The organism is Luteibacter yeojuensis, assembly GCF_000964085.1.
Lineage (GTDB): Bacteria > Pseudomonadota > Gammaproteobacteria > Xanthomonadales > Rhodanobacteraceae > Luteibacter > Luteibacter yeojuensis_A.
The window spans coordinates 85860-109371 of record NZ_JZRB01000014.1; the positions used below are offsets into that span (position 1 = coordinate 85860).

A 23512-nucleotide genomic window follows, 5' to 3' on the forward strand; every position below is an offset into this window, starting at 1 on the left:
CTCAGCGCGTGAGCGCCTGTAGTACTTCGGTGCCTGCCCGGATGCCGGTCTCCAATGCGCCGTGCGCGGTGGAAAACGCATCCGGGTGGGTCGCTTCACCCGCGAAGAAAAGCCTTTCGCGGAACGGCGTGGCTAGTTGCTGGCGCTGGTGTGCCTGGGTGGGGAGGGCATGGCTGTACGACCCGCGCACGTAGGTCGAGCCGCTCCAGCCAGACGATGCAAGGGGCCGGAGGTGGCTCGCGGCATCACGGCCGAGCAAGCCCCGCAGCAATGACGACAAATGGTCGAATGTCGCCGCCGGCCCTTCGGCGGTCACGCGGTGCGCGCTGCGGCTGCCGAGGAAGGTCTCGACCAGGGGCTGTTCCAGAGGGCGGAAATAGAACACCGGGCTATCCGGGTCGTGCGGGTTCGCGACCAGCACTTCTTCCGTCGGCAGGTCCACGGTGCCGTCGATGCTGAAGAACACTTTCTCGTCACAGCCCAGCGGCAGGCATGCCGCGGCGTGGCGCCAGTCATCGAGGGCATCTGGCAGCCGCATGACGTTGCTCGCCAGCACGTTCGTGGAGACGGTGACGACGGCAGCGCGGCAACGGATACCACCCGTGGGGGTGCGCAACGTGACGCCTTCACCCTCCGCGTCGATCGCCTCCACGGGCGTGGAGAAACGGCAGCCGGTGTCCAGCGGAAGATGCGATGCGATCAAGGTGCCGTAGCCGCGTGGCAGCCGCCAGTTCTGCTCCGTCGCCGCGCGCTCGTAGGCGTTGTAGTCGGCGGCGGAGATGCGGTCCAGCGCCGCGCCGCTGATGAAGCCGCTCATCGCCTGCAGGTAGCCATTCCAGCGGTTCGACGGGTCAAGCGCGTCGGAGGCGCGATCGGATGCAGGCGGCGTATCCATCAGCCGCGCGTGCCATGCGTCGAACGCGGCATGCGCTTCGTCCTGCTCCGCCTTCGTGAAGTGCGGATGCGGCTGGTGCTGGTTCCATGCGGCGGCGCGGCGGTCGATCTCCCAACCGGCGTCTTCCGCGAGCTGCCGCCACGCGTTGTGCCCGGCCGAATGCAGCCAGCCGCAGCCCATGTCGAGCGCGAGGCCCTCGAGGTCGAGGGTCCAGCCGCGGCCACCAAGGCGTTGCGACGCCTCCACCAGCCACACCGACAGGCCTTGCCCTGATAGCCGCCGCGCGGCGCCGATGCCGGCGGCACCGCCGCCGATGATCGCCACGTCCACGTCGAACGTCTTGCCGTGTGCCATGCGCAGGCCTTGGGAAGGGTCTCGTATCCCGTGATGATACGGGCTCAGCCCAGGTAGCGCTTCACCAGTTGCAACACGTGGTCGGCCTCGCTTTCACGCACTGCCTCGTCTTTTTCCGCCACCACGTGCTGGCGCAGGTGGTCGCCCAGCAGCTCCACCATCAGGCCTTGCGAAGCGCCCCGGATGGCCGCCGCCTGGGTGAGGACATCGAGGCAATCGGCATCGCCTTCCAGGGCGCGCTCCAGCGCGTCCAGCTGCCCTTTCAGGCGGCGGACACGGCTGGTGACGCGGGACTTGTTCTGGTTCACATGGGACATGGCGTATACCCCCTAGGGGTATATGGATTACGATGTGACCACGTTAGCCCAACGAGCCTTCCCATGTCCATTGAACAGGCCGCCCCTGCCTTCGTGCATAGCCACGCCTTCAACGAAGGCAACCCACTGGCCGAGCGCAACACCCGCCGTGCCGTGGTCCTCACCGCCGCCATGATGGTCGTGGAGATCGCCGGTGGCTGGTATTACAACTCCATGGCCTTGCTGGCCGATGGCTGGCACATGAGTTCCCACGCGCTGGCGCTGGGGCTCTCCGCCTTCGCGTATGCCTGCGCGCGCCGCTTCGCGCACGATGGCCGCTTCGCGTTCGGCACGTGGAAGATCGAGGTGCTGGGCGGATACTCCTCGGCCATCCTGCTGCTGGGCGTGGCCGCATTGATGGCGTTCCAGTCCTTCGAGCGCCTGCTCAACCCCTTGCCCATCCATTACGAGCAGGCCATCGCCATCGCCGTGGTCGGCCTGCTGGTGAACCTCGCCTGCGCCTGGCTGCTGCGCGACAACCACGAGCACCACCACCATGGGCATGGCCACGGGCACCAACACGGCCACGACCACCACCACCACCATCACGACCTGAACCTGCGCTCGGCTTACATGCACGTCATCGCCGACGCCGCCACGTCGGTGCTTGCCATCGTCGCGCTCATCGCCGGCATGGCCTGGGGCGTCCGCTGGCTCGACCCCGTGATGGGCCTGGCTGGCGCCGTGTTGGTGACGGTGTGGGCGTGGGGCTTGCTGCGCGACACCGGCCGTGTGCTGCTCGATGCCGAGATGGATGCGCCGGTGGTGGCGGAGATCCGCGAGGTCATCGACGAGGACAGCCATGATGCCGTCATCACAGACCTTCACGTGTGGCGGGTGGGCAAGGGCAAGTACGCAGTGGTGCTGAGCCTGGTCACCGGGGCACCGGTCGACGCCGGGTATTATCGCAAGGCGCTTTCCATCCACGACGAGCTGGCGCACATCACCGTGGAAGTGAACCGAGCTGCTTGATGCATGGATGCTGACAGCGTCCTGTCAGCAGCCCACGGTACGGCGAAGCCGCAGCGGTATCGCCCCTGTAAAATGGCGCGATGACACCGCCCGGCCAACGCGCCTTTATCCTCACCCGCCAGTGGCGCGATACGCGCGAGGGCGTGGCGCTCGACCTGTGGCTGGCCACGGAGGCAGGCCCGCGTAGCGTCGTCATCACCGGGCAGCAGGCCGTTGCGTTCGTGCGCGAGTCGCAGGCGGCCGATGTCGAAGCCGTCATTCGCCACGATGCCGCGTTTGAACTCAAGCCGCTGCCGCTGAAGACACTTGGCCAGGAGCCGGTGCTAGGCCTGTACGGCCAGGGCTACCGCGCCATGCTGCGGCTGGACAAGCGCCTTGCCGAGCGTGGCATCCACCTGCATGAGGCGGATATCCGCCCCACCGATCGCTTCCTGATGGAGCGCTTCATCACCGCCTCGGTAACGGTGGAGGCGACCGATGGCGACGGCCATGCCGTGCTGGTGAACCCGCGGCTGAAGGCCACGGACCCGTACCGCCCCGCGCTGCGCGTCGTTTCGCTGGATATCGAAACCAGCGCGATGGGCGAACTGTATTCGGTGGCGCTGGAGGGCTGCGGGCAGCGCCAGGTCTACATGCTGGGCGTACCGCCCGAAGGCGCGCCGCCCGACATGGATTTCGCGCTTACGTACTGCGCCGACCGCCCGGCGATGATCCTGGCACTCAACGCATGGTTCCGCGAACACGACCCCGACGCGATCATCGGCTGGAACCTCGTGCAGTTCGACCTGCGCCTGCTGCAGGCCTGCGCCGACCAGCACGGCCTGGTGCTGTCGATCGGGCGCGGTGGCAAGCCCATTGACTGGCGCGCGCACGGACGTCGCGACGGCTACCTGTTCGCATCGATCCCGGGCCGGCTGGCCATCGACGGCATCGAGGCACTGCGTTCGGCCATGTGGTCGTTCCCGTCGTTCGCGCTGGAAAGCGTGGCGCAGGCGCTGCTGGGCGAAGGCAAGGATGTCGACGACCCCTACCACCGCATGGACGAGATCGAGCGCCGCTTCCGTGAGGACAAGCCCGCGCTGGCGCGCTACAACCTCGTCGACTGCGAGCTGGTCACGCGTATCTTCGCCAAGGCCAACCTGCTCGACTTCGTGCTCGAGCGCGCCAACGCCACGGGTCTGCCGGCCGACCAGTCGGGCGGTTCCATTGCCGCCTTCAGCCACCATTACCTGCCGCGCATGCATCGTGAGGGTTATGTGGCGCCGAACATCGGCGGCAGCCATGGCGAGTCGTACCCCGGCGGCTTCGTCATGGAATCAAGGCCCGGCATCTATGACTCGGTGCTGGTGCTCGACTACAAAAGCCTTTACCCGTCCATCATCCGCACCTTCCTCGTCGACCCGATCGGGCTGGTCGAGGGCACCATGGAGAAGGACGCGGCCAACACCGTGCCCGGCCCCAATGGCACGCGGTTCTCGCGCACGAGACATTGCCTGCCCGGCATCATCACGCACCTCTGGCAGCGCCGTGACCAGGCCAAGCGCGATGGCAACCAGGCGCTGTCGCAGGCATTCAAGCTGCTGATGAATGCGTTCGTCGGCGTGCTGGGTGCGTCGGGTGGCCGCTTCTTCGACCCGCGCCTGGCATCGGCCGTGACGTTGCGCGGCCACGAGATGATGCGGCAGACGCGCAAGCTCGTCGAAGCCGAAGGCTATGAAGCCATCTACGGCGATACCGACTCCATCTTCATCTGGCTCGGCCGCGCGCATGACGAAGCCGAGGCACTCGTGGTGGGCGAGCGCCTTGTGGCGCTCATCAACGGCTACTGGAAGGAGTCGCTCGCGAGCGAACTCGGCATACCCAGTTTCCTCGAGATCGAGTTCGATACGCACTACAAGCGCTTCTTCATGCCCACCATCCGCGGCAGCGAAATGGGCAGCAAGAAGCGCTACGCGGGGCTCGTGGAAGAAGATGGCAAGGAAGAACTGGTGTTCCGCGGCCTGGAGACGGTGCGTAGCGACTGGACGCCCCTGGCGCAGAAATTCCAGCGCGAGCTGTTCGGCCGCGTCTTCCGCCGCGAGCCCTACGCCGAGTTCGTGAAAGCGTATGTGCGCCAGTTGCAGGCGGGCGAGCTCGACGATCTGCTGGTGTACCGCAAGCGCCTGCGCGGCAAGCTTGATTCGTACGACCGCACCACGCCGCCGCAGGTGCGTGCCGCGCGCCTCGCCGACGACTACAACGCGAAGCAGGGCCGCCCGCTGCAGTACCAGAACGGTGGCTGGATCAGCTACGTCATGACGCTCAACGGCCCCGAGCCCATCGAGGCACGCATGGCCGGCATCGACCACGACCACTACCTCACCAACCAGCTGGAACCGATCGCCGATGCCATCCTCGCCCCGCAGGGCGATAGCCTGGCGGCGCTGTTGAACCAGCAGGCGGAGCTGTTCTAGGCGCGCGCGGTGCGGCGCACCGCTTGCGGTGGGATCCCGTAGCCGCGCAGGAACACCTCGCGCAGGTGGCGGCGATCGCGAAAACCCGTCTCGCGTGCCACCACCTCGAGCGAATGCCTGCTCTGCTCGATCATCGTGCGCGCCGCCTCGAGGCGCAGCTTCTCCACGGCGCGCGCGGGTGATTCGCCGGTTTCCGCCGTGAAAACGCGGCTGAACTGGCGTGGGCTGAGGTGGGCCACGGCAGCGAGTTCATCGACGCCCAGCGCCTGGGAGAGGTTGCGCCGCGCGTAGTCGAGCGTGTCCTGGATGCGATCGGAGCGTGGCGCGAGCATCAGCATCTCGGAATGCTGCGTCTGCCCGCCGGAGCGGCGGTGCGGCATGACCAGGCGATGGGCGAGCGCGCGCGTGATGTCGCTGCCGAGGTCTTTTTCCACAAGGCCCAGCGCCAGGTCCAGGCCCGCGGTCATGCCGGCGGAGGTCCACATGGGGCCATCGGTGACGAAGATGCGGTCGGGCTCGATCAGCACGCCCGGAAAGCGTTCGCGCATGGCGTCGGCGTAGATCCAGTGGGTGGTGGCGCGGCGGCCATCGAGCAGCCCGGCCTCGGCGAGCATGAAGCCACCCGTGCACAGGCCGGCGATGCGGCGGGCGCGTTGCGCGCGGCCGGCGAGGAAGTCGAGCACGGCGGGGTCCGCCGGCGTGGTGGTCGGGTCGTAGAGGCCGGGGATCATCCAGGTATCCGCCGGCGTGCGGGCCGTGAGTGCCTCGGTGGCCACGGCCGTGCCGATGGACGAGCGCACCGGCCCACCGCCTGGCGCGTAGACCTGCACGCGGTAATACTCGCTACCCACCAGCTGGTTGGCGAACTCGAAGACGGCCTGGGTGCCCAGGGCCATCATCTGGAAGCTATCGGAAAGCACATAGCCGACGCGGTGCATGGGCGGCCTCCGGCCGATGTCCGAAAACATGACTATATACGTCATTTGCGCCACGGTCGACCGGGCCCAGACTCTACCCACAAGCAACACCCACCACCCACCACCCGGGAGTAACCCCATGTCCGCTTCCCTCGGTACCGCCCTCGTCACCGGCGCCTCCTCCGGCATTGGCGCCGTCTACGCCGAACGCCTCGCCGCCCGCGGCTACGACCTGATCCTCGTTGCGCGCAACCGCGACCGACTCAACGCGCTGGCCACCCGCATCAGCAACGCCACCGGCCGCGCGGTCGAGGTGCTGCCCGCCGACCTCGCCAACGCCAGCGACCTTGCCCGCGTCGAGGCCAAGCTGCGCGAGGACGCCAGCATCACCCTGCTGGTGAACAACGCCGGCGTCGGCACGAATACGCCGCTGCTGCAGAGCGATGTGGCAGCGATGGGCAAGATGATCGACCTCAACGTCACGGCGCCCACGCGCCTCGCCTATGCGGCCGTCCCCGGCTTCGTGGCGCGTGGCAAGGGCGGCGTCATCAACATCGCCTCGATCGTGGCCATCGCGCCCGAGCTGCTCAATGGCGTGTACGGTGGCAGCAAGGCCTACGTCGTCGCGTTCTCGCAGTCGCTGAAGCACGAGCTGGCCGGTACCGGCGTGCAGGTGCAGGCGGTGCTGCCGGGCGCCACGGCCACCGAGTTCTGGGAGGCCGGCGGCATCGACATCGCCAACCTGCCCGAAGCCATCATCATGTCGGCGGAAGACCTGGTCGATGCCGCGCTGGTGGGCTACGACCGCGGCGAGCTCATCACCATCCCGCCGCTGCAGGACGAAGCCGACTGGAACGCCTACGAGGCGGCCCGCCAGGCCATGGCACCGCGGCTTTCACACAAGCGCCCGGCGGAACGCTACCTCGCGGCCGCGTGAGGCCGTAACCTTCCGGCATGCCCCGTACACCACCCAGGCCGCACGGCCACGGTTACACCGCCGACGAGATCCGCGCCCTGCGCGCGGATCTTTGTCGTGCCGACCCCGCGCTTGTCGTCGCCGACGCGCTGGTGCCCGCCTTCGCCTGGCGTTCGCGGCCGGCCACATACGCGGGCCTGCTGAAGCTCGTCGCCGAACAACAGGTCTCGGTCGCCTCGGCGGCCGCGATCTGGAAACGCATCGAGGAAGGCCTCGGCACGGTGACGCCCGCGAAGGTCGTGGCCGCCGGCACGGAGCACATGCGCACGCTCGGCTTGTCGAAACCGAAGGCCCGTTACGCCGTGGAGATCGCGCAGGCAGCGATCGACGGGCGCGTCGACTTCAAGGCGCTGGCGACACTCGACGACGATGAAGCCGTGGCCTCGCTGACCTCGCTCATCGGCATCGGCCGCTGGACGGCGGAAGCCTTCCTCATCGGCGCCTACGGCCGTACCGACTTCTTCCCCGCGGCGGATATCGCGCTGCAGGAAGCCGTGCGGCTCATCGACGGCGGCGAGCGGCGCCCCACGGAAAAAGAGCTGTACGTGCGCGCGGAACGCTGGAAGCCCTTCCGCGCCCTCGCCGCGCACCTCCTGTGGGCGTTCTACACCGCGGTGAAAACTGGCGCCGTGGCGTTCACCCCGCCGCCCGTGCATAGCGCGCCGGCGGCTGGCCGACGTGCCGCGCGAAAGCCACGCTGAAGGCGCTGGCCGAACCGTAACCCACCTGTTCCGCGACGCTGGCGACGCCGGCGTTCGCGCGCTTCAGCAGCTGGCGCGCGAGGGCCATGCGCCATGTCAGCAGGTATTCCATCGGCGCGACACCCACCACGCGGCTGAAGCGTTCGAAGAACGCGGAGCGTGACAGCGCGGCTTCCTTCGCCATGCGCGCGATGGTCCAGGGTTCGGCGGGCTTTTCGTGGATGCGGCGCAGGGAGCTGGCCAGGCGCGCATCGGCCAGCCCGCGTACGAGGCCGACCGGTGCTTCGGTACCTGCCGAACGCAACGCATCGATGAAGAGCACTTCGAGCAGGCGCTCCAGTACCACGTCGCGGGCAGGGCGTTCGCTGCGCGATTCCTCGCCCACCATGCCGACCAGTGCCGCCAGGCGCGGTTCGCCGCGTACGTGCAACACATCGGGCAACAGGGAAACCAGCAGCGCGGCATCGGGCGACGCGAAGGTGCAGTGCCCGATCAGGGCACGGTAATCGACTGGGTCTTCGGGTGGCCCGATGCGCGCACGGCCATCGACGACGGTGACCGCCGTCTCGGCGTTGTCGTCGGGCGGGTCGATGCTGGTGAAGTGGATATCGAAGGCGGCGGGTACCAGAACAAAGTCGCCGGCCTCCACGACCAGCGCTTCGCTCCCGGGCACGGCCAGGCGCGTTGTGCCTTCCAGCACCGCGCAATAGAACGGCTCGCCGGTCGCGGGGCGATCGACCCGCCACCGGCCGGAAGCCGCCACCACCTTTGAAAAACGCATGACGGGCTGGAGCAGGGTGACGACTTCGGCAAACGGATCGGTCATGGCCGGACGCTCGCTAACAAAACTAGGACGGTTGATTATAGTCCGTCCGGCGGCGCAACCCTATCTTGTGGATGTCCCCACCCCACTAGGAGTCGCCATGAAAACCGTCCTCATCACGGGCAGCTCGTCGGGCTTTGGCCTCGTCACCGCCCAGTACTTCCTCGCCAAGGGCTGGCGGGTCATCGCCACGATGCGCACGCCCAAGGCTGACCTGTTTGAAGCCTCGGCAAACCTGAAGGTGGTCGCGCTGGACGTCACCGACCCGGCCAGCATCCGCCAGGCGCTGGCGGAAGCCGGCCCCATCGACGTGCTCGTGAACAATGCCGGCATCGGCATGTTCAACGCGCTGGAGGGCACGCCCATGGACGTGGCGCGCGATGTGTTCGAGACCAATACGCTCGGCACCATCGCCATGACCCAGGCCGTGCTGCCGCAGTTCCGCGAGCGCAACGCGGGCACCATCGTCAATGTCACCTCCACGGTGACGCTGAAGGCGTTGCCGCTGTTGTCTGTCTACACGGCCAGCAAGGCGGCTGTGAACGCGTTCACCGAATCGCTGGCCATCGAGCTGGCGCCGCTCGGCATTCGCGCGCGGCTGGTGTTGCCGGGCCGTGCGCCCACCACGCGCTTCGGTGAAAACGCCCGCGCCCGCATCGGCGACTTCCCGCCGGCGTACGCGGATTTCGCCGCGCGGGCGATGGAAGGGCTGCGCGATACGTCGACGCCCACCACCGAATCCAGCGCGGTGGCTGAAGCCGTGTGGCGGGCGGCGACGGACCCGGCATGCCCCATGCGCATCCCCGCGGGCGCGGATGCGGAGCTTTGGTTCAACGCCTGAGCGTTACTTGCCGAACACCTCGCGGATGCGCTGCGCGATGTGCCTGCCATGCGACTCGAGGGCGAAGTGGCCCGTATCGAGCATCTCCACGATGGCATCCGGGTTGTCGCGGCGGTACGCCGCGGCGCCCGGCGGGATGAAGAACGGATCGTTCTTGCCCCAGATCACCAGCGTTGGCACCTTGCGCTCGCGGAACACGCGGTGGAACTCCGGGTACTTCGCTAGGTTGGTGCGGTAATCCAGCGTGAGGTCGAGCTGGATATCGAGGTTGCCCGGGCGCTGCATCAGCAGGTGGTCCAGATGCCACATCATCGGGTCGAGCAGGGTGGGGTCCGTCACGCCGTGGGTGTACTGCCACTTGATGCCGTCGTACGAAAGCACGGCGCGCACCGCGTCGCGGTTGGCCGGCGAGGGGTCGTTCCAGAACACCCGGATCGGGTCCCACGCATCGCCCAGGCCTTCCTCGTAGGCATTGCCGTTCTGGCTGATGAGGCCCACCACGCGCTCCGGCTTGGCCAGCATGAGGCGGAAGCCAGAGGGAGCGCCGTAGTCGAAGACGTACATGATGTATTGCTGGAGGTTCACCGCATCGACGAACGCTTCGAGGGTCTTGCCCAGGCTGTCGAAGGTGTACTCGTAGGCGCGCGCCTCCGGCACTTCGGTGAAACCGAAGCCGGGCAGGTCGGGGGCCACGATGTGGAACTGGTCCTTCAGCTCGGCGAACAGCTCGCGGTACTGCAGGGAGCTGGTCGGGAAGCCGTGGAGCAGCAGCAGGGTGGGGTGCGCGGGGTTGCCCGCCTCGCGGTAGAACACGCGGATGCCGTCGGCGTCGACGTAGCGGTGGCGGACGGGGAAATCGGTGGGCTGGCTCATGGTGGGCTCCGGTGGGATGTAACCTGAATAAATGAGTTATCAGGGTTACGTAAAGGCTAAGCACTGACCATGTAACTTGTCAATAGACATTTTAGCGGTTACTATTTACCCATGAACCCCGTCACGTCCCTCGAGTCGCCCCCGATCATTGCCGACCAGCCCGCGCTGGACTTGGTCAATACCGTCGTGCTGGAAAACGGCGACCTCGTGGACCACCTCGGTTCGGATGCCGCCACGGCGGCCTGGCTATCGCGCATGACGGGCGGGCCCGTGGAAGCTTCGGCCGGCCTGGCGGCCAGGGCCGTGGAGCTTCGCGAAGTGGTGCGCCAGGCGGTCCTGGCCCGCAAGCGCGGCCACGCCGTGGATATCGCCCACCTCAATGGCCTTACCCGCCAGATGAGCAGCCACATGGCGCTGGTGCCGTCAGCGGACGGCGTGCGTATCGAAAAGCGCTACGAAGGGGACGCCTCCTGGCGCGCCCTGGCGCCCCTGGGCGAGGCCGCCCTCACGCTGCTGGCCGAAGGCGATTTCAACCTCGTGCGCCAGTGCGAGCACGCCGATTGCGTGCTGTGGTTCTACGACCGCACCAAATCCCACCGCCGGCGCTGGTGCAGCATGGCCATGTGCGGCAACCGCCACAAAGTAAGCAAGTTCCGCGAACGCCAAAAGTAAATGTAGGAGCCCACCCCGTGGGCGATGCTCTGCTGTAGGAGCGCGCTTGCGCGCGATAGCCCCGCCAGCGATACGATGCTCCAACATCGCCGCCAGGCCCGCCCCCATGCCCCGCCGCCTACCACTCTCACCCCTCTCCGAAGGCAGCAGCCGCATGGTCTGCTCCATCTCGGCCGGCATGGTCGGCGTGTGCCTGACCGTCATCGGCCTCATCCGCGTCTCCATCACCATGAACAAGACGCAGACGATCGCGGACGACGTACTCGCCTTCGACGCGATCCTGTTCCTTACCGCGACGCTATGTGCCTATTTCACCCAGCGCGGCGGCAACGACGTGCGCATGCATCGGCTTGAGCGCACGGCGGATGCGTTCTTCCTCGTGGCGATGGTGACGCTCGTGGTGGTGTGTTTTCTCGTGACTTACATGACGCTTTGAGCAAACAGCATCGCCCACAGAGTGGGCTCCTACCCAGTAGGAGCCCACTCTGTGGGCGATGCCCTTGATTTACAGATCAAACTGCGCCGATACCATCACGGTGCGCGGCACGCCCTGCGTCAGGTAGCCACCCGTGGCCGATGCCCAGTAACCCTTGTTCATCAGGTTCTGCACGCTGACGTTGAAGGTGACCGGCTTGCCTTCGAGCTTCGGCGTGATGCGCGCGCCGATGTCGTAGGTGGTCCATGCCGGCACGCGCAGCGTGTTGCCGGCATCGAGGTACTGCTTGCCGGTGTGCACGGCGCGGGCGCTGAGCGTGAGGTCCGGCGTGTTCGGGATCGTCCATTCCACGCCGGCGTTGGCCTGGAAGCGCGCCACGCCGATGGCGTCATTGCCGTCGTTGAGCCCGCCCTGCGTCTTCACCAGTTCCGGCTTGATGTAGTTCGCGCCGCCGAGGATGCGGAAGCCGTCGATCGGCTGGCCGTAGAAGCTCCACTCAATACCGCGGTTGCGCTGCTCACCATCGACCACGTAGGTGTTGGTGGCATCGACGTATGCGCTGGGCTGCTTGATCTGGTAAAGGCCGAGGCTGCTGCCCACGTTGCCGGCATCCCACTTCACGCCCACTTCGTTCTGCTTGGCCTTGTACGGCGCGAACACCTGGCCCGCGTTCGTCACCGGCTTGCCGTTGAAGTTCACCGGCGCTTCGCCGCCCTGGGTGAGGGCTTCGATGTGGTTGGCATACACCGCCCACTGGTCGCTGATGCGGAAGTTGGCGCCGACGACCGGGCTGTTGGTGTACTTCTGGTACTCGCTGTTCTTCGAGCCCGGCACGCCATCGACGGCGTAGGCATAGCTGGCGACCAGCAGCTTCTGGCGGCGCACGCCCAGCGTGACGAGCAGGCGCTCGTCGAGGAAGCCCAGCGTGTCGCTGAGCGCGAGGCTGCGCAGCTGCGTACGGCCGGTGATGCCCGGCGAGCTGATCGGGCCCACGTTGTAGATGTAATCCGGCAGCGCGACGTAGGTGGGGCTGTAGATGTTGGTGTTGATCGATGCGGAGCCAGCGTACGCCGCCTTCTTGTTCGTCGTCAGCGCCGAGAAGCCCAGCGTGACGCGGTGCGTGATGTCGCCCGTGTTGAAGTGCGCGTTGAAGCCGGCCTCGCCGGTACCGGTGTTGGCGATGTACGGCACGGTGAACCGGCCTTCGGTGGCATCGCCGTTGACGCTGGTGAGCGTCGGGCTCACGTAGTCGCCGAACTCATTGCCGTGGTGCGCACCGGCGGCGACGTAACCCGTCAGCCAGTCGGCGAAATCGTATTCCGCGCGAATCACGCCGAAGGTGTCTTCAAGCGACGAACCCGACCACGGCTGCGAGTAGTTGGTGCGGGCCGAGGGCACGCGCGGCACGTCGGTGGCGCTGCCGATGAATACGACGGCACGGCCGCCGGTGATGTCCTGCTTCTGGTAGCCGACGTCGGTGGTGACGCGCAAGCGCTCGCCCTGGTAGTCGAAGGCCACCGAGGCCGCGGTGACGCGGCGCTTCTCGCCGTCGACGGCGGTGCCGCCCTCGCGGTGCACGGCGTTCACGCGCAGGCCGAACTCCTTGTTCGCGCCCCAGCGGCGGCCGACATCGACGGTTTCGCCGATCTGGCTGCTGCTACCGTAATCCAGGCCCACGCGGGTGATCGGCTCGGCCTCGGCGCGCTTCGGCGCGATGTTGATGCCACCGCCGATGCCGCTGCCGCTGACGCTCATGCCGTTGAGGAACGCGTTGGCACCCTTGAACACTTCGACGCGGCTGATGAGTTCCGGCGCGAGCAGCTGGCGCGGCAGCAGGCCGTACAGGCCGTCGAAGCCGATGTCGTCGCTGGCCAGCTGGAAGCCGCGGATGACGAACACCTGCGAGTAGTTGCCGTAGCCGAAGCCGTAGCGCACGGCGGCGTCGTTCTGCACCACGTCGCCGAGCGAGCGCGCCTGCTGCGTACGGATCAGCGTATCGGTGTAGCTGGTGAGGGCGAACGGGACGTTCATCGCATCCTGGTTGCCCAGCACGCCGAAGCGGCCACCGCGGGCCACCTGGCCACCGGCGTACGCGGCCGTGGGGGCGGCCATGTTCGCGCTGACCTGCACGCCCGAGAGCGTGGTGGCGTTTTCCTGGGCCTTCTTCTGGGCATCGTCCAGGTCGGCGTCCGCGGCATGCGCGGAGGCGCCGATGAGCAGTGCGCCTGCGAGGGCGAGGCGGACCGACGAGGCTAGGCGGCGACGGGAAAGGGGCGAGGCGAACATGACGGATCCTGTGGGCGATCGAGGCCCAGTAATGCGAATGGAAATGAGAATAGGTCTCAAGTATGCCGCATTACCAGGCTGTTGCAAAGCAACACGCTGCCGCAGGTAGCTGTCCCAAACCCTCGCCCCGCAAGGGTTTGCCGCCCTCAGCTGATCCCGTTGCGCACCTGGAACGTGCCGTCGGCGTCGTACCGGTGCTTCGCCGCCCTGAGCCGGGGCACGTTCGTCCCCCAATAGGCCCGCTCGTAGTCCTTCTGGAAGTAATCGCTTTCAGAGAAGTAGGCGCCCGCCCCGGGGCTGGCCTGCATGACCCGGTCGTACGCCTTATGCACCCGCGCCACGTTGCGCTGGGCCTTGGCCTCGTCGACCCGTGCGCCCGGCAGGCCCTCGAATACCGGTGCGCCACCGTTGGCGATGATCACGAGCGCGAAGGCGTCGAGCACCTCGGGGTTCATGGCGGTGTCGCGAGCCGCCGCCAGCGTCCCGGTGCTGGCACCGAACAGCCCCTTGTTGAAGTGGAACGCCACGTCCATCGACATCGCGCCCTCCACGACGGCCGCGGCTAGCGCGTCGAGGTTCTCCTCCTTCATCAGCTTCGACGGCATCCAGGCCGAGGTGTAGGCGTGGATGTACCAGCCCACCTGCTCCAAGTCGCCCTTCCACACCATGTGGTACCCGGGTGCGCCCGGCCGGGTATCGCGCGTGGCGAAATCCACGCCCGCCTTGGTGAAGAAATCGATGTCCCAGAACTGGCGCGCGGGCAGGGCGACGACATCGATGGGCTTCAGCCACGTGTACTCCGGCCGCGCCGATACCCAGTCGATGAAGGGCTGCCAGGCCTCGGTGGCCTGGTACTTGTTCAGGCCCTGGAACACCATCGAGATGCGCATGTGGCGGGCGTCGTCGAACACCATTTGCTCGCCCCAGTGCGGGTTGCACAGGTGGTCGCGGAAGTGGCGGATGGCCTGGGCGGCCAAGGCCTTGAACGAGGCGTCGCTGTCGGCCGCGATACCACCGAACACGCCACCGAATTGCTCGGGCAGCTCGTGGGTGCGGAAGGTGAGGCGCGTGACGACGCCGAAGCTGCCGCCACCGCCACCCTTGAGGGCCCAGAACAGCTCGGGGTCCTGGAAGGCGTTCACCACGCGGATCTTTCCGTCGGCGGTGACGACTTCCGCCTCGAGCATGTTGGCGGCGCCCGTGCCGAAGGCCTTGGAGAAGCTGCCGAAGCCGCCGCCGCCCGCGAAGCCGGCACAGCCGACGGTGGTGCAACCGCCACCCTGGACGTAGCGGCCACCCACCGTCGTGACGGCGTGGTAAGCGTCGATCCACATGGCCCCCGCGCCCACGTGCACGGCATGGACGCCGGCCGTCCCCGGCGTGGCGCCCCGTGGCACGAAGGCATCGACCATCTCCACCGTGTTCATGCGGCGGGTCCACACCAGCAGGGAGTCCGGTGCGTTCGACGCACCGAGGTAGCTGTGCGCGCCGCCGCGGATAGCCAGCCGCACGCGGTGCTTGCGGGCCCAGGCCACCGCGGTGGCGATGTCCTGGGCGCTCTCGGCCGCGAGGACGCGCACGCTGGGCGTCGAGGCCCAGCCCTTGTACCAGCCGCTGGTCTGGGTGAGCGCGGGCTGGTCGCCGACGTAGAAGGGGTTGCCGATCTGGGCCAGCGCTTCGTCGCGGGTCGCGGGGTCGAGCAACGGATTCTTCGGGATCGACAGGCGGCCACCCACCTGGCGGTTCAGCGCATCCCAGTCGGCATCGGTGGGCCAGCCGGCCGTGCCGGGTTTGAGCCAGCGGCCACCGCCGGTGACGAAGGCATCCACCTTGGCCGCGAGCGGCAGCAGGGGCAGGGCGAGGGCGGCTTTGAGCAGGGTGCGGCGGTCCATGGCGTTCTCCTTGGGATGGGCCGATCGTGCGCCCTGCCGGCCGCCCCTGTCGTGCGCGCGGGGAGGAACGCGGCCATCCCGGGGACGAACCGCGGGGCCGTGGGGACGAGCGGATCACATATCGGAGGCGCATCATGGGCGTCTTCCCCCTTCCCCGAGGGCACCACCGATGGCTTCCTGGCACGACCGCCGCCTGCTCGACCTGTTCCGTATCGATACCCCCTTGCTGCTTGCGCCGATGGCGGGCTCGGGCGGCTCCGCCCTCGCCATCGCGGTGGCGAAAGCGGGTGGCCTCGGTGCCATCCCCTGCGCATCGATCAGCGTGGAGAAGGCGACCGAGGAGGTGGCGACCTTCCGCGGCGCCGTGGCCGCGCCGTTGAACCTGAACTTCTTCGCCCACGCGCCCAAGGCAGCCACTGACTCCGAGAACACCCGCTGGCTCGAACGGCTGGCGCCGTACTTCAAGGAATTCGGGGTGGATACCGCCAGCCTGGGTGCCGCCGGCGGCCGCGCGCCCTTTGACGACGCCATGTGCCGCATGGTCGAGCGCCTGAAGCCCGAGGTGGTCAGCTTCCACTTCGGCCTGCCGGCGAAGGAGCTGCTGGCGCGCGTCCATGCCACGGGTGCCCGGGTCATCGCCTCGGCCACGACGGTGGCGGAAGGGCACTGGCTGGCCGAACACGGCGCCGACGCTGTCATCGCGCAGGGCAACGAGGCGGGTGGCCACCGCGGCAATTTCCTCACCGACGACATGGCGAGCCAGCCGGGCCTCTTCGCCCTGCTGCCGCAGATGACCGATGCCCTGGCCGTGCCGGTAATCGCCGCCGGCGCCATCGCCGATGGGCGCGGCATGGCCGCCGCACTCACCCTCGGCGCCGCGGCGGTGCAGGTGGGCACGGCGTTCCTGCGTTCCGACGAGTCGGTGAGCGCGGCCGTGCACAAGGCGGCCCTGGCGACGGCCCGCGACGACAACACGGCCGTGACCAACGTGCTCACCGGCCGCCCGGCGCGCGGCATCATCAACCGCGTGATGCGCGAAGTGGGCCCGCTTTCGCCCGATGCGCCGCCGTTCCCGCTGGCCGGTGGGCCGCTCGCGCCGCTGCGCGCGGCGACGGAGAAGCTTGGCCATGGCGACTTCCAGCCGTTGTGGAGCGGCCAGGCCGGCGCGCTGGCACGGGAAGGCAGGGCCGAGGCGATCGCCCGGGCCATCGCGGACCAGGCTGCCGCGCTGCTGCCAGCCCGGGGAGCCGTGGCATGACACGCCTTGCCCTGCTCCTCGCCCTCGCCAGTGCGCCGATGCTGGCGCACGCATCGGTCGACATGGCGTACGGCCCCGCCGCGCGGCAAGCGCTAACGGTGTACGCGCCCCCGAACGCCCACGACGCGCCCATCATCGTCATGGTGCACGGCGGCGCGTGGATGGTCGGCGACAAGGGCAATGCGGGCGTGGTGGAACCGAAGGCCAGCCACTGGGCCGCCTCGGGCGCCATCTTTGTCTCGGTGAACTACCGCATGGTGCCCGAGGCCGGCCCGATGGCGCAGGCCGCCGATGTCGCGGCCGCGCTGGCCTACGTGCAGAAGCATGCACGCGAATGGCACGGCGACCCGTCGCGGATCGTGCTGATGGGCCATTCCGCGGGCGCGCACCTGGTGTCGTTGCTGGCGGTGGCGCCCGATATCACGCGCGCCGCGGGCGTCACGCCGTGGCTGGCCACCGTCTCGCTCGATAGCGGCGCCGTCGACCTGCCCGCGATCATGAAAGCCCCGCACCCGCGCTTCTACGACCGGGTGTTCGGCAGCGACCCGGCAGGGTGGACACAAGCCTCGCCCCTCGACCGTCTTGCGGCGGCGCCGGCCACGCCGATGCTGATGGTGTGCTCGAGCCTGCGCGCCAATTCCTGCCCCGCGAACGAGCGCTTCGTCGCCAGGGCGAAGCAGCTGGGCGGCAAGGCCGCGCTGGTTTCCATGCCGCTGACCCACATGGACATCAACCGCACGCTGGGCGCGGATAACGACTACACGAAGCAAGTGGACGCGTGGCTGAAGCAGAACGCCCACATTTGAAACGTCGTTGTAGGAGCCAGCTTGCTGGCGATGGCTCTTGTTACGAGCCCCCATCGCGCGCGAGCGCGCTCCCACAGGGTGGGCGCAACGGGGTTCGCTAGGGCTTTTGGCCGTGCTGCAGCAGGTATAGCTTCACGTATTTGCGGCGCACGTACTCCACGCGCAGCAGGGCGTACACGATGCCGCGCCAGCCGTCGAGGAAACCGGCGCGCAGCACGTAGCCGCGGAAGAAGCGCCACATGGGGCTGATGATGATCTGCGCGAGCGTGGCGCGCTTGCCCTTCGCGAATTCTTCCACCGCCATCATGTGCGCGTAGCGCTCCTGCTTGCCCATGAGTTCGGCCAGCGAGCGGTACGGGAAATGATCGAGGTGGCCGGCAAGCATCTTAACCTCACCATCGACGCTGACCGATTCGTGGATTTCGCGCGGCCCGCGCCAGCCGCCCCGGCGGCGGTCGAAGAGGCGCAGCACCTTGTCGGCGCCCGCGTTGCCATGGCGCATGAAGCGGCCGAAGAAATCGTTGCGGCGGTAGAAGCGGTAACCGGCCGCGCCGGTGAAGCCACCATCGCAGGCTTGCTCGATGGCGGCACGGAGTTCATCGCCCACGCGCTCGTCGGCATCGAGGCACAGCACCCAGTCGTTCTTCGCCTGCGCCACGGCGAAGGCCTTCTGGCTGCGGTAGCCCTCGAACCGGTGCTCGATGACCCGTGCCCCCATCTCGCGCGCGATAGCCTGGGTTTCATCGCGGGAGCCGCCATCGACCACCACCAGGTCGTCGCAGAAGCTGGCGGATGCCAGGCAATCCCGGATGCGGTCGGCCTCGTCCTGGGTGATCACGCAGAGGGAAATGGGCCGCTGGGTCATGGAAAACAGGGGAATGAAGGGGGCTGACGGTCCATAATGCCACGTTGCCCCCCATCGAGGTCTGCCCGTGGCCGCGTGCCTGATGTTCGCCACCGAGGAATATGCGTTGCCCATCCTGCGTCCGCTCGCGGCGGCCGCGAGGGCGCGTGGGCAGCAGGTGGGCTGGATCGTGCCGGGTGCCGTCGCCGCGCAGCTGGCGCCCGATGAGCAACGCATCACGAGCCTCAAGGCCGCGAAGGCGATGGCGCCCGAAGCCGTCTATTGCGCCGCCAACTGGGTGTCGCCGCGCCTGCCCGGGGTGAAGGTGCAGGTGTTCCACGGCTTCAATGCCGAGAAGCGCGACCCGGGCCGTGGGCACTTCGCCATCCGTGGCTTCTTCGACCTTTATGTAACGCAGGGGCCGGCCACCACGGAGCCCTTCGAGGCACTGGCGAAGCAGCACCGCTACTTCGCCGTCCGCGAAACCGGCTGGCCGAAGCTCGACCCACTTTTCGTGCAGCCCGCGCCGCCGCGCGATGCCATGCTTCCCGCGCCCGATGGCCGCCCGGTGGTGATGTACGCCTCCACCTTCAGCCACCGCCTGAGCGCGGCACCGGCCATGGTCGAGCCGCTGCGCCGGCTTATCGCGCGCGGCGACCGCCAGTGGCTGCTGACGCTGCACCCCAAATGCGACGAGGCGCTGTTCGCGGCCTACCGGGGGCTGGAAGCGGAGAACGCGCGCTTCTTCACCTCCGACAAGCTCATCGAACTTGAACGTGCCGCCGACGTGCTGGTGTGTGATACCTCGTCAGTGATCCACGAGTTCGCGGTGATGGACAAACCCGTCGTCACCATCGCCAACCGCGTGCCGCACCCCTTCATGATCGACGTGCCATCGCCTGATGATGTCGACGCCGCGATCGACCGTGCGCTCTCGCACCCGCCCGAACTCATGGCCGCCATCCGGGCGCATGCCGACCGCATCCATCCGTCGCACGATGGCCACGCCAGCGAACGCGTGCTCGATGCCGTCGCGGCGTACCGCCGCGGCGACTTCGGCACGCTCGCCCGCAAGCCGTTCAACTTCGTCCGCCGCTACAAGGCCATGCGCGACCTGCCGGCCCTGTTGCCGGACGGCGCCTGAGGCCTCCAGGAGCCCGCCATGCCGACCGCCACCGCCCAACACACCGGCAAAGGCTTCGCCGCCGAGCGCATGCTGCACGCCCGCGAACGATCGTGGGTGGCCTTGCGTGACATCGCATCGCGCATCGTCCCCGGCATGGCCGAGCCCGAGGCCATCGCCCTGGCGGGCGAGCGCCTCGCCGCCGCGGGCATGCAGCGCATCTGGCACCCCAGCATCATCCGCTTCGGTGCCAACACGCTGAAGACATTCCGGCAGAAGTCCGCGCCGGATACCGTGCTGGCGGCGAACGACATCTTCTTCGTCGACCTGGGCCCCGTGTTCGACGGCCACGAGGGCGACGTGGGCGATACGTTCGTGGTCGGCGACGACGCCACCATGCACGCCTGCGCTGAGGCCTCGCGCGAGCTGTTCCGTCGCGGTGCCGCGCGCTGGCACGAGGGCGTCACCGGCGTGGCGCTGTACGACTACGTATCGGCCGAAGCCGAGGCGCTGGGCTGGCGCCTCAACCATGCGACGAAAGGCCACCGCGTGGGCGACTACCCGCATGCCGTGCACAAGGCGGGCAACCTCGGTGACTTCGATGCGGCCCCGGTGCCGGGGCTGTGGATACTCGAAATCCAGATCGCACACCCGACGCTGCCGATCGGCGCGTTCTACGAAGACCTGTTGATGGCGTGACTCGCGCGGCCATTCGTGCGTCAATCCCTGTTCGCCATGCACAGGGAATGACACCGGATGGTCCGTTGCACTTGGTGCGCCACGCTCGCGGCCTGCCTGCTCATCGCCGCCTGCTCGCAGCCCGCCCCGCCGTCGCAAGCGCCCCAGGCCGCTGCGGCGCCTGGTTTGTCGACCACCCCGGTTCCCGTCCATGCGTCGACGGTCGCGGGTGTTCCCGTGGAAGCCGTGCAGCGCTACGTGCTGGACGACACCGAGGTGCGCACCGTGCACGCGCGCAACCTCGGCCGCGATTACCAGGTGTTCGTGAGCCTGCCGCCTGATTACGCGGCACATCCCGATCGCACGTACCCGGTGATGTTCGTCACCGATGCGAACTACGCGTTCCCCCTGATCCGCAGCATCGCGCGCCGCCTTGGCGACCATGGCGATGGCACGGAGGATTTCATCCTGGTCGGGCTCTCGTACGCGGTGGGCGACACGCCCGTGTATAGCCGCCGCCGCGACTACACGCCGACGAACCATGGCCCCAGCGGCCTCACCTCGGACATGCCGGGGCGCCCCGTGCTGCACGGCGAGGCCGAGGGCTATCGCGCGTTCATCAAGGACGACGTGTTCCCGTTGATTGCCGCGAACTACCACGCGGATATGTCCCGCCGCATCTACGTGGGCCATTCGTACGGCGGGCTACTCGGCTACGAGATGTTGCTGCACGACCCGTCGATGTTCAGCCACTACATCCTGGGCAGCCCGTCGCTGCAGTTCGACCACGGCGTGGAGTTCGCGCGGATGCACGAGGCGCTGGCGGCGCGGAAGGACCTGCCGGCGAACGTGCTGGTGGTGCTGGGGGCGTTCGAAACACCCGGCAAGGACAAGGCCGACCGCCGCTACAACCGGGAAACGGACATGATCGGCGACAACCGTCGCTTCGTGGCCGAGCTACAGGCGAAGCATTACCCCGGCCTGCATGCCAGCGTCATCACGGTACCGGGCGAGGACCACCTCACCGTCTTCCCCGTGATCATCACGCGCGGCATCCAGTGGGCACTGCCTGGCAAGCGCCCCGCGTTCACCGCGACAGGCGGGTGACCGAGAAGGCGACGACAAGCGCGGCGAGCGTCAGCGCGCCCAGCCAGTAGACCGATCCCAGCGCGGCGCCTTCGCCAGCTATGGCCGCGGCCCACGAGGCGGTGAGCAGGGCCCACCCTGCGACCTTCAGGCCGCGGGTGGTGGCCGCGGGCAAGGCCTTGCCCAGCACATCGCGCTGGTGCCGCGACATGCCAAGGCAAAGCGCGGCGAAACCGGCGAGCGACGCAAGGATGCACAGAAGCATCATGCGATGGCCTCCTTCTTGCGGCGCACGCGCACGGCCTCCTTGCGGTTGTGCACTTTCCACGCGCCGTAGGCCAGCAGCGCCGCGAACGCGAACATCAGCAGGTCGAAGGAGGCGAATACCAGGTCGCCGTGCCACAGGCTCACGAACAGGCCGCGGTCGGTGGTCATCATGTCGACGATCGGCACCGCGAAGAAGCCCGCGGCGGCCACGGACAGGGTTTCCACCCATGCACGCTTCACCGGGCGGCGCAGGCACGCCACCAGTGCGACGGCGCCCCAGCCGATGAACAGGCTATGCGTTTCCCAGCCCGGCCGGTCAACCACGCCCGTGGGCAGGAGGCGGTTGGCAAGGAAGTAGCACGCCATGCCGAAGGGCAGCCCGGCGATGGTCGCGATGTTCAGGCGCTCGACCAGGCGGAAACCGAAGTAGGGCCGCGCGGGATCGGGTAGCGCCTGGCGGCGCTTCGAGGTCCACAACACCAGGCCCGTGGCGACCATGGCCGTGCCAGCAAGGCCGCAAAGGAAGTAAAACCAGCGCAACAGCAGCGGTGCGTAGCGGCCCGCGTGCAGGCCCACCATCACGCTTTCGGTCGCCCGCGCGGGGCCGCGTGCCGGTGGCCGGGCCTGCATCGCACCCGTGGCAGCATCGAAGGTGAGCGTCTCGCCGCGCGTATCCATGCCCTCGTCGGTGCCGCGTGTGATCTTCACCACGGCGTTCGCGTCGCCGGGCACGGGGATGAAGATGTTGCCCGGGTCGGCGCCATGCCACGCGGCGCGTGCCTGTTCGATCATCCCGCCGATGGGCGCGAGGGGCACGGCGTGGCCCGATCGCGCGGGTGTATCGGCCGTGCCAAATGCATCGGCGTAATACTGCGTGGGCTTCTCGTACGCCGCGGCGATGCCCCAGGGCATGTACATGGAGGCCAGCGTGACGAGGCCGGTGTAGGTGATCATCAAGTGGAACGGCAACGCGAGCACGGCGCTGAGGTTATGGCCATCGAGCCACGAGCGCTGGCCCTTGCCGAAGCGCAGGGTGAAGAAGTCCGCGAAGATCTTCTTGTGCGTGATGACGCCGCTGATGATCGCCACCAGCATGAACATGGCCGCGAGGCCCACGGCCCAGCGCGCCCACAGCACCGGCACGTAGTACAGGTCGAAGTGCATGCGGTAGAGGCGCCACCCGCCCAGCGTGTCGCGTGCCTCCACCTTGTGGCCCTCGCCATCGACGAGGAACTCGTGGTCGCGCCAGTTGGCGAAGGTCTCGCCTTTCTCCTTCCAGAAGGCCGTGGTGGCGACGGCGCGGTGGCCGGGCAGCTGGATCGTCCACTGCTCGGCGTTCGCGGCGTGCTTTTGCAGGTAGGCGATGGCGCCCTCCGCGCCGCGCGTGACATCGCGCAGCCCGTGTACCTCCGGCTGCATCCAGCGGGTGATCTCGTCCTGGAAGTACGACGCGGTGCCCGTGCAGAACACCAGGAACAGCAGCCAGCCGAGCAGCAGGCCCACCCACGTGTGCAGCCATGCCATGGACTGGCGCAGGCCGCCCTTCATGCCACGCCACCGTGCTTCGCCAGGTACAGCGCCAGGGCGAGCGGCACGCAGTAAGCGCTGGTCCAGAACGCCACGCGCCCCGCGCGGGCGGCGGCGAACGCGCAGATCGCCACGAGGGCGAACACGGCGAACGACGCGAGCATGCCTGTCATCACCGCTTCCACGCGGGGCATGGGCAGCCACCGGGCCAGCCCAGCCGCGTTGAGGGCGGCGGCCGCGTAGCCACCAACGGCGGCCACGAGGGTGCGCGCGGCCACGTCGAGGGCGGCGGCAAGGCGTGTCGGCGGCGCGCCGGTGGAGGCGGAACGGGGCATGCGGCTCTCTTGGGACGGGGCGGGGTGCTGGCTGGACGCGCGCGCGTTACCCGCTAATGCGATGCATTCGCAATATTGCACGAACGCGTCGGGTCGGCCATCATATTAATGAGATTCATTCGCAAATACGAGCCCGCGTCC

At 68.1% G+C, this 23512-nt stretch carries 23 protein-coding genes; 12 read left to right on the forward strand and 11 right to left on the reverse strand.

Features of this window, described 5'->3' with window-relative positions; genetic code table 11:
• Position 1: 1 nt before the first annotated feature.
• Together VI08_RS06980 and VI08_RS06985 are read right to left on the reverse strand one after the other, a co-directional pair.
• Positions 2-1249 carry a flavin monoamine oxidase family protein gene (locus VI08_RS06980; RefSeq protein WP_045828830.1) on the reverse strand — a complete coding sequence of 416 codons (1248 nt, stop codon included), beginning with the start codon at positions 1247-1249 and terminating at the stop codon, positions 2-4.
• Between the two features lie 44 nt (positions 1250-1293).
• On the reverse strand, positions 1294-1566 hold the full coding sequence (locus VI08_RS06985) for a metal/formaldehyde-sensitive transcriptional repressor (RefSeq protein ID WP_045828831.1): 273 nt from the start codon (positions 1564-1566) through the stop codon (positions 1294-1296).
• A gap of 63 nt (positions 1567-1629) precedes the next feature.
• Here VI08_RS06985 and dmeF point away from each other — a divergent pair, with 63 nt between their 5' ends.
• Positions 1630-2577, forward strand: a complete 948-nt coding sequence (gene dmeF, locus VI08_RS06990) for a CDF family Co(II)/Ni(II) efflux transporter DmeF (protein WP_045828832.1) — start codon at positions 1630-1632, stop codon at positions 2575-2577.
• An 80-nt stretch (positions 2578-2657) separates the two neighbouring features.
• Positions 2658-5030 carry a DNA polymerase II gene (locus VI08_RS06995; RefSeq protein WP_045828833.1) on the forward strand — a complete coding sequence of 791 codons (2373 nt, stop codon included), beginning with the start codon at positions 2658-2660 and terminating at the stop codon, positions 5028-5030.
• On the opposite strand, the gene VI08_RS07000 is transcribed toward VI08_RS06995, so the two are convergent.
• A complete protein-coding gene (locus tag VI08_RS07000; RefSeq protein WP_045828834.1) occupies positions 5027-5968 on the reverse strand; it encodes a GlxA family transcriptional regulator in 942 nt (313 codons plus the stop codon). The two genes, VI08_RS06995 and VI08_RS07000, sit on opposite strands and share 4 nt — an antisense overlap.
• A gap of 118 nt (positions 5969-6086) precedes the next feature.
• Between VI08_RS07000 and VI08_RS07005 the strand changes: the two genes are divergently transcribed.
• Both VI08_RS07005 and VI08_RS07010 read left to right on the forward strand, forming a co-directional pair.
• On the forward strand, positions 6087-6884 hold the full coding sequence (locus VI08_RS07005) for an SDR family NAD(P)-dependent oxidoreductase (protein WP_045828835.1): 798 nt from the start codon (positions 6087-6089) through the stop codon (positions 6882-6884).
• A 17-nt stretch (positions 6885-6901) separates the two neighbouring features.
• Complete coding sequence (locus tag VI08_RS07010) at positions 6902-7624, forward strand: DNA-3-methyladenine glycosylase family protein (protein ID WP_084621343.1); 723 nt, start codon at positions 6902-6904, stop codon at positions 7622-7624.
• On the opposite strand, the gene VI08_RS07015 is transcribed toward VI08_RS07010, so the two are convergent.
• Positions 7560-8450, reverse strand: coding sequence for an AraC family transcriptional regulator (locus VI08_RS07015; protein ID WP_045828836.1), 891 nt, complete (start codon positions 8448-8450; stop codon positions 7560-7562). The two genes, VI08_RS07010 and VI08_RS07015, sit on opposite strands and share 65 nt — an antisense overlap.
• A gap of 97 nt (positions 8451-8547) precedes the next feature.
• On the opposite strand from VI08_RS07015, the gene VI08_RS07020 reads away from it, so the two are divergent.
• Positions 8548-9288: an SDR family oxidoreductase gene (locus VI08_RS07020; protein WP_045828837.1), complete on the forward strand. Its 741-nt coding sequence runs from the start codon at positions 8548-8550 to the stop codon at positions 9286-9288.
• Positions 9289-9291: 3 nt separating this feature from the next.
• Here VI08_RS07020 and VI08_RS07025 read toward each other — a convergent pair whose 3' ends face one another.
• Positions 9292-10161 (reverse strand): alpha/beta fold hydrolase, encoded by an 870-nt coding sequence (locus tag VI08_RS07025; protein ID WP_045828838.1) that lies wholly within the window; start codon positions 10159-10161, stop codon positions 9292-9294.
• 111 nt (positions 10162-10272) lie between these two features.
• Between VI08_RS07025 and VI08_RS07030 the strand changes: the two genes are divergently transcribed.
• Together VI08_RS07030 and VI08_RS07035 are read left to right on the forward strand one after the other, a co-directional pair.
• On the forward strand, positions 10273-10833 hold the full coding sequence (locus VI08_RS07030) for a CGNR zinc finger domain-containing protein (RefSeq protein ID WP_045828839.1): 561 nt from the start codon (positions 10273-10275) through the stop codon (positions 10831-10833).
• A 106-nt stretch (positions 10834-10939) separates the two neighbouring features.
• Positions 10940-11269 carry a hypothetical protein gene (locus VI08_RS07035; protein ID WP_045828840.1) on the forward strand — a complete coding sequence of 110 codons (330 nt, stop codon included), beginning with the start codon at positions 10940-10942 and terminating at the stop codon, positions 11267-11269.
• A gap of 69 nt (positions 11270-11338) precedes the next feature.
• On the opposite strand, the gene VI08_RS07040 is transcribed toward VI08_RS07035, so the two are convergent.
• Positions 11339-13555, reverse strand: coding sequence for a TonB-dependent receptor (locus tag VI08_RS07040; protein ID WP_052697739.1), 2217 nt, complete (start codon positions 13553-13555; stop codon positions 11339-11341).
• A 146-nt stretch (positions 13556-13701) separates the two neighbouring features.
• Entirely contained in the window at positions 13702-15447 is a 1746-nt protein-coding gene (locus tag VI08_RS07045; protein ID WP_045828841.1) for an FAD-dependent oxidoreductase, read from the reverse strand.
• Positions 15448-15616: 169 nt separating this feature from the next.
• Between VI08_RS07045 and VI08_RS07050 the strand changes: the two genes are divergently transcribed.
• Positions 15617-16705 (forward strand): NAD(P)H-dependent flavin oxidoreductase, encoded by a 1089-nt coding sequence (locus tag VI08_RS07050; RefSeq protein ID WP_045828842.1) that lies wholly within the window; start codon positions 15617-15619, stop codon positions 16703-16705.
• Positions 16702-17511 (forward strand): alpha/beta hydrolase, encoded by an 810-nt coding sequence (locus VI08_RS07055; RefSeq protein ID WP_045828843.1) that lies wholly within the window; start codon positions 16702-16704, stop codon positions 17509-17511. The genes VI08_RS07050 and VI08_RS07055 overlap by 4 nt, the downstream gene beginning before the upstream one ends.
• A gap of 97 nt (positions 17512-17608) precedes the next feature.
• On the opposite strand, the gene VI08_RS07060 is transcribed toward VI08_RS07055, so the two are convergent.
• Positions 17609-18376 carry a glycosyltransferase family 2 protein gene (locus VI08_RS07060; protein WP_045828844.1) on the reverse strand — a complete coding sequence of 256 codons (768 nt, stop codon included), beginning with the start codon at positions 18374-18376 and terminating at the stop codon, positions 17609-17611.
• A 67-nt stretch (positions 18377-18443) separates the two neighbouring features.
• Between VI08_RS07060 and VI08_RS07065 the strand changes: the two genes are divergently transcribed.
• The 3 genes from VI08_RS07065 to VI08_RS07075 are packed head-to-tail and all read left to right on the forward strand — an operon-like array spanning position 18444 to position 21263.
• Positions 18444-19499, forward strand: a complete 1056-nt coding sequence (locus VI08_RS07065) for a CDP-glycerol glycerophosphotransferase family protein (protein ID WP_045828845.1) — start codon at positions 18444-18446, stop codon at positions 19497-19499.
• An 18-nt stretch (positions 19500-19517) separates the two neighbouring features.
• The gene (locus VI08_RS07070) at positions 19518-20177 is read left to right on the forward strand and encodes a M24 family metallopeptidase (protein ID WP_045828846.1); all 660 of its coding nucleotides are present in this window, start codon (positions 19518-19520) and stop codon (positions 20175-20177) included.
• A 57-nt stretch (positions 20178-20234) separates the two neighbouring features.
• Positions 20235-21263 (forward strand): alpha/beta hydrolase, encoded by a 1029-nt coding sequence (locus VI08_RS07075; RefSeq protein WP_084621344.1) that lies wholly within the window; start codon positions 20235-20237, stop codon positions 21261-21263.
• Here the strand turns inward: VI08_RS07075 and VI08_RS07080 are convergent.
• Genes VI08_RS07080 through VI08_RS07090 form a run of 3 tightly spaced genes read right to left on the reverse strand, consistent with a single transcriptional unit; the run spans position 21244 to position 23371 of the window.
• Entirely contained in the window at positions 21244-21510 is a 267-nt protein-coding gene (locus tag VI08_RS07080; protein ID WP_045828847.1) for a DUF3325 domain-containing protein, read from the reverse strand. The genes VI08_RS07075 and VI08_RS07080 overlap by 20 nt on opposite strands.
• A complete protein-coding gene (locus VI08_RS07085) occupies positions 21507-23057 on the reverse strand; it encodes a PepSY-associated TM helix domain-containing protein (protein WP_045828848.1) in 1551 nt (516 codons plus the stop codon). The genes VI08_RS07080 and VI08_RS07085 overlap by 4 nt, the downstream gene beginning before the upstream one ends.
• Positions 23054-23371, reverse strand: a complete 318-nt coding sequence (locus VI08_RS07090; protein ID WP_045828849.1) for a hypothetical protein — start codon at positions 23369-23371, stop codon at positions 23054-23056. Before VI08_RS07090 ends, VI08_RS07085 begins: the two co-directional genes overlap by 4 nt.
• Between the last annotated feature and the right edge of the window lie 141 nt (positions 23372-23512).